The organism is Rhizobium sp. TRM95796 (assembly GCF_025779995.1).
GTDB lineage: Bacteria > Pseudomonadota > Alphaproteobacteria > Rhizobiales > Rhizobiaceae > Rhizobium_E.
Genome location: NZ_JAOXHE010000004.1, coordinates 397,942 through 412,258, shown reverse-complemented (window position 1 = coordinate 412,258; position 14,317 = coordinate 397,942). Strand labels below are relative to the sequence as shown.

The 14,317-nt window shown below is 61.6% G+C and carries 11 protein-coding genes and 1 pseudogene; 5 read left to right on the top strand and 7 right to left on the bottom strand.

Annotated elements, in window-relative coordinates:
• Positions 1–192: 192 nt before the first annotated feature.
• The 3 genes and pseudogenes from cysD to cysQ form a co-directional block, all read left to right on the top strand.
• Positions 193–1,110, top strand: a pseudogene (gene cysD / locus OCK01_RS10655) (sulfate adenylyltransferase subunit CysD); the annotation flags it as partial.
• Positions 1,110–3,002, top strand: coding sequence for a sulfate adenylyltransferase subunit CysN (gene cysN, locus OCK01_RS10650; RefSeq protein ID WP_263823904.1), 1,893 nt, complete (start codon positions 1,110–1,112; stop codon positions 3,000–3,002). The pseudogene cysD and the gene cysN, both read left to right, overlap by 1 nt.
• A 3-nt stretch (positions 3,003–3,005) precedes the next feature.
• Positions 3,006–3,785 (top strand): 3'(2'),5'-bisphosphate nucleotidase CysQ, encoded by a 780-nt coding sequence (cysQ, locus tag OCK01_RS10645; protein ID WP_263823903.1) that lies wholly within the window; start codon positions 3,006–3,008, stop codon positions 3,783–3,785.
• Positions 3,786–3,884: 99 nt separating this feature from the next.
• On the opposite strand, the gene OCK01_RS10640 is transcribed toward cysQ, so the two are convergent.
• The 5 genes from OCK01_RS10640 to OCK01_RS10620 all read right to left on the bottom strand — a co-directional run bounded on the left by OCK01_RS10640 (position 3,885) and on the right by OCK01_RS10620 (position 10,313).
• A complete protein-coding gene (locus OCK01_RS10640) occupies positions 3,885–5,285 on the bottom strand; it encodes a capsular biosynthesis protein (protein WP_263823902.1) in 1,401 nt (466 codons plus the stop codon).
• Positions 5,286–5,580: 295 nt separating this feature from the next.
• The gene (locus OCK01_RS10635) at positions 5,581–7,602 is read right to left on the bottom strand and encodes a capsular polysaccharide biosynthesis protein (protein WP_263823901.1); all 2,022 of its coding nucleotides are present in this window, start codon (positions 7,600–7,602) and stop codon (positions 5,581–5,583) included.
• A gap of 45 nt (positions 7,603–7,647) precedes the next feature.
• Positions 7,648–8,859 (bottom strand): polysaccharide biosynthesis/export family protein, encoded by a 1,212-nt coding sequence (locus tag OCK01_RS10630; RefSeq protein ID WP_263823900.1) that lies wholly within the window; start codon positions 8,857–8,859, stop codon positions 7,648–7,650.
• A 273-nt stretch (positions 8,860–9,132) separates the two neighbouring features.
• Entirely contained in the window at positions 9,133–9,315 is a 183-nt protein-coding gene (locus tag OCK01_RS10625; protein ID WP_182828475.1) for a hypothetical protein, read from the bottom strand.
• A 155-nt stretch (positions 9,316–9,470) separates the two neighbouring features.
• Positions 9,471–10,313, bottom strand: coding sequence for a uracil-DNA glycosylase (locus OCK01_RS10620; RefSeq protein ID WP_263823899.1), 843 nt, complete (start codon positions 10,311–10,313; stop codon positions 9,471–9,473).
• Positions 10,314–10,459: 146 nt separating this feature from the next.
• Here OCK01_RS10620 and galE point away from each other — a divergent pair, with 146 nt between their 5' ends.
• Positions 10,460–11,452 (top strand): UDP-glucose 4-epimerase GalE, encoded by a 993-nt coding sequence (gene galE / locus OCK01_RS10615; RefSeq protein WP_263823898.1) that lies wholly within the window; start codon positions 10,460–10,462, stop codon positions 11,450–11,452.
• A 6-nt stretch (positions 11,453–11,458) separates the two neighbouring features.
• Here the strand turns inward: galE and OCK01_RS10610 are convergent, their stop codons facing one another.
• Complete coding sequence (locus tag OCK01_RS10610; protein WP_182828472.1) at positions 11,459–11,911, bottom strand: paraquat-inducible protein A; 453 nt, start codon at positions 11,909–11,911, stop codon at positions 11,459–11,461.
• On the bottom strand, positions 11,908–12,813 hold the full coding sequence (locus tag OCK01_RS10605; RefSeq protein ID WP_263823897.1) for a DMT family transporter: 906 nt from the start codon (positions 12,811–12,813) through the stop codon (positions 11,908–11,910). Before OCK01_RS10605 ends, OCK01_RS10610 begins: the two co-directional genes overlap by 4 nt.
• Positions 12,814–12,973: 160 nt before the next feature.
• Here OCK01_RS10605 and OCK01_RS10600 point away from each other — a divergent pair, with 160 nt between their 5' ends.
• Positions 12,974–14,272 (top strand): adenylosuccinate synthase, encoded by a 1,299-nt coding sequence (locus tag OCK01_RS10600; protein ID WP_263823896.1) that lies wholly within the window; start codon positions 12,974–12,976, stop codon positions 14,270–14,272.
• The last annotated feature ends 45 nt before the right edge of the window (positions 14,273–14,317 follow it).

Here is a 14,317-nt window from a genome sequence, read left to right as displayed (position 1 = left end):
GCGTTTTGAGACAAGTCGCTGTCGTCGGTGGGAACCTTCCCCGCGGAAGAGAGACGACGGCCCGCTGCGTCGGCGGCGTTGCCGGTTTGCACAAAACCGCCGACATAGCCGGTTCGGCGAAAGTAAGCTGTTTATTAAAGGTTGCCTTGACCTTCCAAAGTCAATAAACGCTCTCAAACTCAAAAGACCAAGAGCGGAGCGACCAAGCGCATGTCACTCACCCACCTTCAGCGTCTCGAAGCTGAATCCATCCATATCTTCCGTGAGGTGGCGGCCACCTTTTCCAATCCGGTGATGCTGTATTCGATCGGCAAGGATTCATCGGTGATGCTGCATCTGGCGATGAAGGCCTTCTATCCCGCCAAGCCCCCCTTCCCCTTCCTCCATGTCGACACAACGTGGAAATTCAAGGAGATGACGGCGTTCCGCGACAAGATGGCCAAGGATCTCGGCATCGACCTCCTGGTGCATATCAATCAGGACGGCGTGGAGCAGGGCGTCGGCCCCTTCACCCACGGCTCCAACACCCATACCCACATCATGAAGACCGTCGCGCTGCGCCAGGCGCTGGATAAATACGGCTTCGACGCAGCCTTCGGCGGCGCCCGCCGCGACGAGGAAAAGTCCCGCGCCAAGGAGCGAATCTTCTCCTTCCGCAACGCGCAGCACACCTGGGATCCCAAAAACCAGCGCCCGGAGATGTGGAAAACCTACAATACCCGCGTCGGCGCCGGCGAATCCATCCGCGTCTTCCCGCTGTCGAACTGGACCGAGCTCGACATCTGGCAATATATCATGAAGGAAAACATTCCGATCGTGCCGCTCTACTATGCGGCCAAGCGCCCCGTGGTGGAGCGCGACGGCATGCTGATCATGGTCGACGACGAGCGCATGCCGATCGGCCCCGACGACGTGGTGGAAGACCGCCTCGTGCGCTTCCGGACGCTTGGCTGCTATCCGCTGACCGGCGCGATCGACTCCGACGCCGCCAATCTGCAAGACATCGTCCGCGAAATGCTGACGGCGCGCACCTCGGAACGTCAGGGTCGCCTGATCGACAAGGATGAAGCTGGCTCGATGGAAAAGAAGAAGCGCGAGGGTTATTTCTGATGACTGTTGTGAACCCGGCCGACGTTTCCGGCGACATGATCGAATATCTGCGCGAGCAGGAAAAGAAGTCCCTGCTGCGCTTTCTGACCTGCGGTTCGGTGGACGACGGCAAGTCCACGCTGATCGGTCGCCTGCTCTACGACACCAAGCTGATCTTCGAAGACCAGCTCGCCACGCTGGAGCGCGACAGCGCCAAGCACGGCACCGACGGCGACAATATCGATTTCGCGCTGCTCGTGGACGGCCTCGAAGCCGAACGCGAACAGGGCATCACCATCGACGTCGCCTACCGCTTCTTCGCCACCGACAAGCGCAAGTTCATCGTCGCCGACACGCCCGGCCACGAACAATACACCCGCAATATGGCGACCGGCGCCTCGACCGCCGATCTCGCTATCGTGCTGGTGGATTCGCGCCAGGGCATCCTGCGCCAGACGCGTCGGCATTCCTTCATCGCCTCGCTGCTCGGCATCCGCAACATCGTGCTCGCCGTCAACAAGATCGACCTGATGGATCATTCCCAGGAGGTCTTCGACAAGATCGTTGCGGATTACATGTCGTTCGCCGCCAATCTCGGCTTCAAGTCGATCCAGCCCATTCCGATGTCGGCCCGCTACGGCGACAACGTGACGGTCAAATCGGCGAAGATGCCGTGGTATCAGGGCCCTGCCCTGCTCGAACATCTCGAATCCGTCGCTATCGAAAACGACGGCGTCGACAAGCCCTTCCGCTTCCCCGTCCAGCACGTGGTGCGCCCCAACCTCGATTTCCGCGGCTTCGCGGGTCAGGTCGCTTCGGGCCGCGTCGCGCCCGGCGACAAGGTCACCGTCGCAAAATCCGGCCAGGAATCGGTCATCAAGGAAATCGTCACCCAGGACGGCAATCTCGACAGCGCCGTCGAGGGCCAGGCGGTGACGATCGTGCTCGCAGACCAGATCGACATTTCGCGCGGCGACATGCTGGTGGACCCCACCAATCGTCCGCATGTGGCCGATCAGTTCCAGGCGCATATCATCTGGTTCGACGCCCAGCCGATGATCCCGGGCCGCAGCTATATCCTGCGCACGGAAGTCGACAGCGTCAGCGCGACGATCACCACGCTGAAGCATCAGGTGAACATCAACACCTTCGCCCATGAAGCGGCAAAGCACCTCAACATGAACGAGGTGGGCGAGTGCAACATCTCGACGCAATCGCCGATCGCCTTCGACCCCTATAAAACCAACCGCGTCACCGGCAATTTCGTCCTCATTGACCGCTTCACCAATGCGACCGTGGGCGCCGGCATGATCGATCATGCGCTGCGTCGCGCTTCGAACGTTCATTGGCAGGCGACCGACGTCAACAAGGAAGCGCGCGCCGAGATCAAGAACCAGAAGCCGGCGGCCATCTGGTTCACCGGCTATTCGGGCTCGGGCAAGTCGACCATCGCCAATACGTTGGAAAAGCTGCTGCACGCCCAGGGCAAGCACACTTTCATGCTCGACGGCGACAATATCCGCCATGGCCTCAACCGCGACCTCGGCTTCACCGACGACGATCGGGTCGAGAATATCCGCCGTGTCGCCGAAGTCGCCAAGCTGATGACCGAAGCCGGCTTGATGGTGATCGTGTCCTTCATTTCGCCGTTCCGTTCGGAGCGGCAGATGGCGCGCGACCTGTTCGCGCCGGGAGAGTTCATCGAAGTCTTCGTCGACACGCCGCTCGAAGAATGCATGCGCCGTGATCCGAAGGGTCTCTACAAGAAGGCGCAGTCCGGCGAAATCGCCAATTTCACGGGCATCACCTCGGGTTACGAAGCGCCGACCAGTCCCGAACTGCATCTGCATACGCTGGGCCACGAACCGGCCGAGCTGGCGATCCAGATCGAAGCCTTCCTCAACAAGCGGTGAACCATGCTGGACATCCTTGAAAAAATTGCTCTGGATGCGGGTCGTGCGATCCTGGAGGTTTACCAGGCCGGTCCGAACGTCGCCTATAAAAACGACTGTTCGCCGGTGACGGAAGCGGACGAACGCGCCGAAGCCATCATCCTCTCCGGCCTGGCTGCAGCCTTTCCGGAGATCCCCGTGGTCGCGGAAGAAGCCGCGGCGGCCGGCCGCATCCCGGATGTCGAGGGGCGGAGCTTCTTTCTCGTCGACCCCTTGGACGGCACGAAGGAGTTCATCAATCGACGCGACGATTTCACCGTCAATATCGCGTTGATCGAGAATGGCGCGCCGACCGTGGGCATCGTCTACGCGCCCGCCAAGCGGGTCGCTTATACGGGGGCGCAGGCGCAGGCGAGCAAACTGGACATCACCGAGGATCTGACGGTCGCGGGACGGACAACGATCGCTTGCCGCGCTCCGTCCGGCGACTTGACGGCGGTGGCGAGCCGATCGCACAATTCGCCCGAGACCGAGGCTTTCCTGGCGGAAAAAGGAGTGGCCTCCACGAAATCCGTGGGCTCGTCGCTCAAGTTCTGCCTGGTCGCCGAAGGCGAAGCCGATGTCTATCCGCGTTTCGGCCGGACGATGGAATGGGATACCGCGGCGGGCGACGCCGTGTTGCGCGCGGCCGGCGGCATGACCGTCGATATTGACGGCGCGCCTTTCCGTTATGGCAAGACGAAGCAGGCCTTCGACAGCGACTTTGCGAACGGCCATTTCATCGCCTGGGGCAGAAATCCCTGAAGTTTGCAAAGACCGCATTGAAAAAGCCGCCTCAACGGGCGGCTTTTTTCATTCCGGAAATTCTCGAACATAACGTCGCCCGTCAGGGTCCGCCAGCGGTCAGCCCTCGCGCGCGGCTCCGAAATTGGCGGCCACGACCTTGCCCGACTTGCGGTTGACCAATGCGCTCTCCAGTCTCACGCGCAGACTGGTGATAGCGGCCTCAATCCCCTCTTTGGCGTAGAAATCACCGCCCACCAGGCATTCGTGCTGCATCCAGCCGAGATAACGTTCGCGCATATCGGCCGGAGCCACGAAGCCCTCGGACCAGAACCGGTCGAGATCCTTGCCGCGCTGAACGCAGAAGACCAGATCGGGGTGGCGATAGATCGCCTGTCCCATAACGGCCAGAGGAACGCCGTGATGGATCGCAGACAGGCCGGAGGTGGAATTGATGGTGATCATGCCGGCAGAATGGCGCGTGAGCAGGCTCAACGATCCGCCGTCGAGCACGTGCACCCGATCCTTGACATTGTTGAGCGCGCTGACCTGCCGGATGAAATTCCAGTCACGCGTATGACCACGCTCCATCGGATGGATCTTGAACACCAGATGGTGATCGCCCGGCGCGTTGCGGGCGAAGGAGACGATCGTCTTCAGGATGAGTTTCTGGTTGTTCCAGGCATTGGCGGCTCGGCCCAGCTGCATGTCGTCATGGACCTGCAGCGGCACGAGAAAGAAGCGCTTGTCGTGATGCTCGAGCAGCCGCTCGGAAATCCGGTAATTCCGGCCGACATGCGCAAATTTCCGGTAATAGTTCTTGAACCAGTAAAAGCCCTCCGACACCAGGGTGCGCTTGTGCTTGTGAAACAGCTTGCGCTCGCCGGGCGTCGAGATCAACGCGCGGATGGTGAAATACTGAAAGGCGCTCCAGGCCATGCTGCTGAACGAACCCGCCGACGGCACGGCCTTGGGTCCGCTCTGGCGGGTTCCCTCAAACTCGGCCGGAGGCAGCTTTCCCGCGATAGGCGAGCGCCAGTTGTTGCCGCCGAATTCCATCGTCACGTAACCCGGCCGCACATAACCCTCTTCCAAGCAGAGGACCGGTATGCCTTCCGCCTCGGCGCATTCGGCTGCGATGCGATGGATGAGACGCTCCGCGCCGAACATCACGACGGCGTCGAAACCGTTTTCATGCAGGATTTCCGAGAACCAGGAACGCCAGGTTTCCGGAGAGCCGGAAAAGTTCAGGACGCGTTCGCCAGGAGAATACAGACGGTCGCCTGCATTGAAACAGACTCGCCAGGCCTCGAAACCCGATGCGTTGAGATAGTCCTGAGCGCGGCGAAAGAAAGCGCCTACGGGGCCCTGAAGGAAAATAACGCGCGCGCAATGTTTATTCGGAAACTTCCGCGGCTGCCGCCCGATGAAAGGCAGGCCGATGATGTTCTGCGTCTTGGCCCGAGAGCCCTTGTGTGATCCAACCGCTTGCTTTTTCATGTTGTCCAAGGGCAGCGTCATATCGAAGTGTCTTTAAAAATCCACTGAGGGAACTGCTGGACCCTGTTTACACGAACCTTGCGTCATTTCAACCACGCCTTACCTTTTTGCTCACACCTCGATCCCATGGTGTCACATTTCCGTGCAGCGCCCCGTCCGGCGCGGCCGGCGCGAACATCCGCTCGCTTTGGAGACCCGGCGACGAGATCGACCGATAGCGATTTGATTCCGCTATATTTTTACGGTCACAAATTTGAGAGCCGGATCTGCGGTTGCATCCAATTCTAAAAAGCGGCGGCCGAGACATCGTCGCGGCCTAAGCCCCGCTATCACGAATCCTTACGGCCGTTCGATTTATTGATTGCGCGAGCCAAGCTTTGAACCGCGTCCAGGCCGACGTCGGCATGCTTCTGTTGAGCGCGATTTCCTCCACCAAGGCCTCCGGCGTGCAGGGCATGCCGCTCAAAGGGTGAACATAGAGCGGATAGAGAATCAGTGTCGCGGCGGCGAGTTTGTCGACGGTGAGCGGCCGGCCCCGGCGCGACACGGGGAAGCGATCATCAGTCAATCCCCAGCCGGCATAAAAGGGCATGCCATGCACGCCGACCGGCTTGTCTCGGATCAGCGCTTCGAAACCGGCGAGCGAAGTCATCGTCTCGATCCGGTCGGCCCAGGCGATCCAGTGTTTGATGTCGCCCTGCGTCACGATCAGGTCGGCGTCGACCGGCCGTATCCCGCCGGAGCGAAGACCCGCCGTGACGTCGGGATGCTCCTTGTATGCGATGAATGCGTCGGGATAGAGCTTTCTGATGCGGGCGACCAGTTCGTGATTGGTCTTGACGTCGGGCGAGCCGTACCGGATCGAAGCGTCCTTCTCCACCTGTCCCGGAGCGAGGATCTTCAATCGCCCCTGCTGCGTGACCGGCGCTTCGAACAGGGTCTTCAAATTATATTTGGAGACCCCGCGCGTTACAACGAGATCGATCAGCGCCCGCGACCGGGCCAGCAACTCGTCCGGGAACGGATGCGTGGCCAGGATATGTTCCAGCACGCTTTCGCCACGCGCGTCGAAATAGACATGCTCGCCATCCATAGCGAGCGAGCACGGCAGCGAAAGATTGACGCCGAGCCCGCGCGAACGGATGAAACCGTCCTCGAAGCGGATAGCCGGCGCCCGGGCAGGCATCGGTTTGGCCACTCCCCACAGCGCAACCTGGCCGCCCGATATCAGGGCCTGATCTTCGGCGGCGGCGAGCGAACGGCAGTGAACCGGAGGCCCTTCCGGCCCGATGAGGAACGGCGTCATCGCCTTGCGCTTCCAAGGCGAAAGGCCGCCCGTATAGACGCGCTTTTCGATCCTCGAGCGCTGGTCGCGCACGACGAGAAGCTGGTCGAGCGCCGTTTCGATGTCCACCGGCTTCCGGTCGTGTAGATCCAGATAATGGGAGTAGTCGATATAAGCGGCGTGAAACAGCTGTTCGAGCGAGCGCCTGCCCCGGGCGAGGCCAGACGCGGCATGATCTTCGGTCAATCCGCAATGGGAGTAGAATGTCGTCCCGAAGCAGTGCACCTTGGACCCGGCCATCAAAGCCTCGAAGCCGAGGTGGCTGGAAATCGTATAAACCGCGTCGGCGTTCTCGATCAACGGCCACGGGTTCATGCGTGGCGTCGCGACGACTTCGACGCCCAAGGCCCGCGCCGCAGTCAGGATGAGGCTCCGGTCGCCGGCCGCGGGATGGGTTCTGACCGCGATGCGGTGGCGGGGGTAATGATCGAGAGCGTGCCGCAGCATTGCGCCGAAGGCGGCGTCCTTCGCCCCCGCCCCCCGGATCGAGGCGTCGCCCGGGACCTGATCGATTAGGAGCACATAGGCGCCCTTTAGCCCGGTTTCGCTCAATCCTTTGATCGGCGCGTTGTTGTATTTCGACAGCCGGTTGCCGCGAATGAAGTCCATCGCTCGCCGCGCCCGATCATGATCGATCGAGGTCGCATCGGAACGCTCGAGAAGTCTGGAGAGGTCGTTGATTTCGAGCGGCTCGAAATAAATCCCCGATCGGTCGACAACGAAAGAATGCGCCGGCTCCGCATTCCCGGGCGCATAACTCTTGAGGAAGCCATCTTCGAGGGTGATGACGGGCTTCCCAGCCCGTGCGCCGAGCGCCGAAGCGCGCATTCCCGAGGGCCTTCGTCCCCAACCGACATAGCCGTCGACTTGTCTGCCGATCGATGCGCTCGGCCATGGAGCCACGCGACAACGCAACAGCGTTTCGATGTCGCGTCGCTGCTTCCACAAACCAGCAGATGTCACCGCATAGAACGGCTCACCGTTTTCGGCCATCATGACCCTTGGAGTTCGACGACGTGGAGACGCGGCGAAACCCTTTTACAGCCTCTGCACATTACGCGCCACAGACACCGGTCCGCCGATCAGGCGCATGAACACGGCGAAGTCCGTCGCCGGATGCCTCGAGAGATAGAGGACGTCCTTGTTGCGGACCGGGAAGGACTGGGTGACGATGTAACTCTGCGGATCGTTCATGTCGATCCGATAGACGATCGGGTAGCGACCATCCTTGTTCGCCATCATGCCCTTCGACAGCAATTGCCGGAAGCGGCTTTCCCCGACGACTTCGCGATACACCGCCTCGTTTTCATACCGGAAGATGAAATAGCCGGCAGGATCCGCGATCGTCAGCTTCGCGCCGCCCGCCATGGCGGTCGCTTCCACGAGGCTGATCGAACTCGCCTGGAACGAGATCTTGCCGGTCTTCTCCGTCGATCCCAGAACCGTAAAGCTCTGCGGATCATAGGTCAGGAAGATCTTGTCGCGCGGGCTGACGTTGATGTCGTCCCTCGGATTGTCGATGATGCTCTGCAACAACACCGTGCCGGACTTCCGTCCGCGCGTCACGGTCACGTAAGTGTCATAAGACGGCTTTGAGGCGCCGCCCGCCATGGCGATGGCGCTGGTCAGCGGCAGTGGCGAAAGCCCGATCTGAATGATGTTCGGCTGGTTGACAGCCCCCTGCACCGACGCCGTGCGGGATGTGTTCTTGCTCATGCCGACGATCACGTCGGGCTCGACCGCCTTGGCCTTGAGCGCGGCGGCGATTTCTTCGCGCGCGCCATCGAGAGTCTTGCCGGCGAAACGCACGGCGCCCGCATAGGGGATCTGGCCGTTGCCGTCCGGCTGGACAATGACCGGAATCGTCGTCTGCTTGCGCTCGGATGTCGAGAACAGCCCGTCCGCGCCCGCTTCGAAAATCGTGACCTGCAATTCGTCGCCCACGCCGATCACCGGCTGCCCGTTCGTTCCGCCGACCCCGAAAGTTCGCACGAGAGATGGCGTGCCGAGCGTCGTGACGGAATTGGCGACCCGCTGATCGACGCTGACGATGTCGAATACGATGCTGGTCTTGGGAATCGAATAGGATGCGCCGGGCGCGCCGGAATTGTTGACCTCGATCGCGAGCGGACCGTTGCTGGGCACGGCGGAACAGCCCGAGGTAATGGAGATGGAAGCCGCAACCAGCGTCAGAATCGACACCCGCGCGAACAACTCCATATTCGAGGAATACTTTAGAGTCTGACGCATTTCACTCAAATTCCCTCCGGCAGCCGTTCATGCCGCCTTCTCCGCGCCTGCGGAACCAGCAGACCTGTCGTCAGACGAACATTACTCGTCCAATCCCCGCATGGCTCGCCGCAGTCTGCGTTCCGTTTTGCAACAAGTTCGTTAAACAGTTCCTAATCGAAGCAACTCATCTGAACGTCGCACGGCACGTTAAACGCCGAAGCGAGATTTTTTGCAAGAGCGTCCACTCCCGGGCGCGCTTTCCGCAACTGATTTTTTGTTACGGACGGGTTCTTACCGCGAAAAGCCCTGATCGAACAGCCGGCAGGGCCGTCGCGCCAATTCCAGCGCCAGAGCGGTCATCTGCTCGTTGGCCGGAAAGCACTGGCGACGCAGACGCCCCAGCCTCGCTTCCGTCGCCCGACGGAGCCTAAGTGTCTCGAAACCCGAATGAACGGGACGTTGAAGTTCGCGCATCGCAGCCTTCCTTTCCTGTCCTCCCGTTCGAATCCCTCGCATTGCGACAATGTAATTGTGCAATGCAACAAATTCAAACTATGCAGGATTTACAAGACCAAGGTGACGCGATTGTGTCCCCTGACGTTGCAATGCAGCAACAACGGCCGAGGATTTTACGGCTGCGACAGCCGCAGCTTGAAATTCAACAGGTCTTGCCACGCCAATCGCTTGCAGGCCGGGGCAGAAATCAGATCCTGCGGGTGAAACGTCGGCAACAGGGGAACGTGTTGACCATCGACGGTCAATGCAATCCAGCGCCCCCGAAGGCTATGGATGCTCTCCTGAGACCCCGAGAAGAATCGCGCCGGGAAATTGCCCATGCTCAACAGCGCCTTGGGCCGCAGCAGTTCCACCAGCCGCGTCGAAAAGGGTCGGCAGATCTCCACCTCATGCGGGGTCGGAGCGCGGTTTCCCGGCGGACGCCATGGAATGACGTTGAACACCGCGACGTCGTCCCCACCCCAGCCGAGCGCTGCGATCATCCGGTCGAGCATGTCTCCATGCGCGCCGGAAAAAGGCGCGCCATGCCTGTCGTCGTCCGGGCCCGGGCAGCCGCCGGCGATGGCGATCTTCGCCGAGGTCGAGCCTTTGAAAAAGGCGCTGGCCCTGGCGCTGTTCCTCAGATTGCAGCCCGTAAAGGCGCTTACGGCCTCGATCAACTCCGCAACGGACTGCGCGGCCGAAGCCACGCGTTGCGCCTCCGACACGGCTTCGCCATCGGGAAGCGCCGCGGGTCTGATCGGCGCCGGGGCGGCGTTGCGGTCGCGCGGAGGGGTTTCCACCCTGGTTTCCGTCAACGCGGCGCGGCCGCGTTCGGCGACCTGTCGTTCGAACTCGGCGAAACGATCGACCGGCTCGTCCTCCAACAGCCATTCCACGCCCGACTCGGCGTAAAAATGCATCAACTGGCCGAGTTCGGCCGGGCTGAGCGCATCGATGGATGAAGAGATGGTCATGGACCTATTTACGCTGCTCGCGACGACGCGCAACAGACAAATGCAGCTGAGACCGGCGAATCTCGGCGGGCTGTGCACAACAGAGATTTACGGTTTTGCCGCCACGCGCTAGAACGCCGCGACTTTCTATTTCGAACGGAGTTTCCATGACGGTACTGGTTACGGGCGGCGCAGGCTATATCGGCAGTCACATGGTTTGGGCGCTTCTGGACGCCGGCGAAGACGTTGCGGTCCTCGATCGGCTGTCGACGGGCTTCCGCTGGGCGATCCCGCCGGAAGCCACGCTCTATGAAGGCGACATCGCCGACGAGGCGCTGCACGAAAGGATCTTCTCTGAAAAGAAGATCGACGCGATCATCCATTTCGCCGGCTCGATCATCGTGCCGGAATCGGTCGCCAATCCGCTGATGTATTATGAGAACAACACCGTCAAATCCCGCGCGCTGATCGCGGCTGCGGTGAAATATGGCGTACCGCACTTCGTCTTCTCGTCGACGGCGGCCGTCTATGGCACGCCCGAAGGCGTCGATCCCGTCACCGAAGATGCGCGTCTCAACCCCGAATCGCCTTACGGCTCTTCCAAGCTGATGACCGAGATCATGCTGCGCGACACCGCCAAGGCGCATGATTTCACCTATACGGCGCTGCGTTATTTCAACGTCGCCGGCGCCGATCCCAAGGGCCGCACCGGCCAGTCGACCATCGGCGCCACCCATCTGATCAAGGTGGCCGGCGAAGCGGCGCTCGGCAAGCGTAGCCATATCGACGTATTCGGAACCGATTATCCGACACCCGACGGCACCTGCGTGCGCGACTATATCCATGTCAGCGATCTCGCCAACGCCCATCTGAAAGCGCTGGAGCGCATGCGCGCCGGCGGCGGGTCGCTGGTGGCCAATTGCGGCTATGGCAAAGGCTTCTCCGTCCTGGAGGTTCTGCAGACGGTCAAGAAGGTGCATGGCAAGCCCTTCGAAGTCCGCTTCGCCGATCGCCGGCCGGGCGACGCCGTGCGCATCGTCGCCAATCCCGCCACCGCGATGCGCGAGATGAAGTGGGAGCCGCAGCACGACGATCTCGAATTCATCGTGCGCACCGCGCTCGATTGGGAAGCGAGCCTCGCCCGGCGCAATCATCGCTGAAACGCCTTAGTTCGTCTTCCGCCGCGCGAGCAACCATTGCGCGGCGGAAACCGCGAGCGTCGAACCGGCATAGAACCACAGTCCCGGCCGGCTGAACGCTTCGGCGAGACCGGACGTCTTCGCCGCCGCAATCACGATCGCCACCAGCAGGACATCCATCAGCGACCACTTGCCGAGCATCGGCACCAGCCGCGCGGCAAGGCCGCGTGGTCGCTCAGGCCAGAGAGCCTCGGTCGCCACCGCCGCCATCTTGAAGAGCGGAAAGACCAGCGAGACCAGGGCGACGACGATCGCCAGCGCAACGTCGCCCGCCCCATAGAGACTGGCGACCAGATCGAGCAGCGACGGATCCTCGGTGAAGAAATAGAGTTTTTCGAATGTCATCAGCGGCAGGCTGACGCCGAAGGCGAAGCAGAGGGCGGCCGCCGCGATCAGCGCGAGCGCAGCCGCGCGTCTCATTTGCCGCGGCCCTTCTCGGCGATCGCGATGCCGCTGAGCACCATGCACAGCGCGATGATGTGGAACGTCATCAGCGGTTCGTCGAGAAACAAGGCGGACATGACCGTGCCGAATGCCGGGATGGCGTTGATGAACAGCCCGGCCCGGTTCGGCCCGATCAGCTCCACCCCGCGAACATAGAGAATCTGCGAGACGAGCGACGGGATCGTGCCCGTATACAGTATAGCCGTCCATCCGATCGCGTCGGGCATGATGAAGCCCGGGGACGTGAATTCGTGCAATGCGAGCGGCGCGGAGGCGAGCATGGCCCCCAGCGCGGACGCAGCCATCAGGCTTTTCCAGTGAATTTCGGGTTTCCAGCGCAGGGCGACCGTGTAGCCCGCATAGAGGAGCACGGCGATCATCATGAGCCCGTCGCCGAAATTGAGATCCAGCGACAGAATGGAGCCGAGATCGCCATGGGTGGCGGTGATGATGACCCCGAGCAGAGTGATCGAGAAGCCGAGAACCTGAGCCCAGGCGACCCTGGTCCTAAACAGGATGAAATTGGCGATGAAGATGACCCCGGGAATGCCGGCCTGCTCCACGACGCAATTGATGGCGGAGGTGTATTGGAGAGCGGAATAGAGAAATGCGTTGAAGCCGGCGAAGCCGGCCGCGCCGAAACCCAGAAGCAGCGGAAAATTGGCGCGGATCAGCGGCCAGTCGCGGCGAACCTGCGGCGCCGAGATCAGCATGATCAGCACGAAAGCGATGGTCCAGCGCGCGCCCGACAGCGTGAAAGGCCCGACATGGCCGACGGCGAATTTGGCGATCACCGCATTGCCGGCCCATCCAAACGTCGTGACGATCAGGAACAGATAGGCTTTGACATGGGCGGGCATCGGAATTGTCTTTCGCATCGGTCGGCCCCGTCCTTTAGCCGCCCTTGGCTGGCAACACCATGCAAAAAGCCGATATCAGTGCAAATTCCGGGTCGCATTCCTGAATTGAACCCAGTATATGTGCGCGGGTTTGGACCCGCTGTGGCGGAGATCCCGTTAGGAAAACAGGACAGATCTTATGGCGAACGTAGTGGTGGTGGGCTCCCAATGGGGTGACGAAGGCAAGGGCAAGATTGTCGACTGGCTTTCGGAACGCGCGGACATCGTGGTCCGCTTCCAGGGTGGGCACAATGCCGGCCATACACTCGTCATCGACGGCGTGAGCTACAAGCTGTCGCTTCTGCCCTCGGGCGTCGTGCGCCCCGGCAAGCTCGCGATCATCGGCAACGGCGTGGTGATCGACCCGCATGCGCTGGTGGCCGAAATCGACAAGCTGGCCGTCCAGGGCGTGGCGATCACGCCGGAAAACCTGCGCGTCGCCGACAACGCCACCCTGATTCTGTCGCTGCATCGCGAACTCGACGGCATCCGCGAAGACGCCGCCTCCAATTCCGGCACCAAGATCGGCACCACCCGCCGCGGCATCGGCCCGGCCTATGAAGACAAGGTCGGCCGCCGCGCCATCCGCGTCACCGATCTCGCCGATCCCGGCTCGCTGGGCATGAAGGTCGATCGTCTGCTGACCCACCACAACGCGCTGCGTCGCGGCCTTGGCGAGGCGGAAGTCAGCCATGAGGCGATCATGGCGGAACTGACCTCGGTCGCCGAAAAGATCCTGCCCTTCTCCGACACAGTCTGGGCGCTGCTCGACCGCGAACGGCGGAAGGGCGCGCGCATCCTTTTCGAAGGCGCGCAGGGCACGCTGCTCGACGTCGATCACGGCACTTATCCTTTCGTGACCTCGTCCAACACGGTCGCCGGTCAGGCCGCCGCCGGGTCCGGCATGGGTCCGGGATCGCTGAATTACGTGCTCGGAATCACCAAGGCCTACACGACCCGCGTCGGCGAAGGCCCCTTCCCGACCGAACTCACTGACGAAGTCGGCCAGTTTCTCGGCGAGCGCGGCCATGAATTCGGCACAGTTACCGGTAGAAAGAGACGGTGCGGCTGGTTCGACGCCGCCTTGGTGCGCCAATCCGTGGCCACCAACGGCATCACCGGCATCGCGCTGACCAAGCTCGACGTGCTCGACGGGCTGGATGAACTGAAGATCTGCACCGGTTACACGCTCGACGGCGTGGAAATCGATCATCTTCCGGCCGGACAGGCGGCGCAAGCCCGGATCAAGCCTGTCTACATAACGCTGGAGGGATGGAAAGAATCGACCGTCGGCGCCCGTAAATGGGCCGACCTGCCCGCCCAGGCGATCAAATATGTGCGGCAGGTGGAAGAACTCATCGGCGCTCCGGTCTCGCTTTTGTCGACCAGCCCCGAACGCGACGACACGATTTTGGTGACGGATCCTTTTGAAGACTAATCCCGGCGGGGCCGGAATGGAGCGCTCCATTCGGGCCCTTAGGTT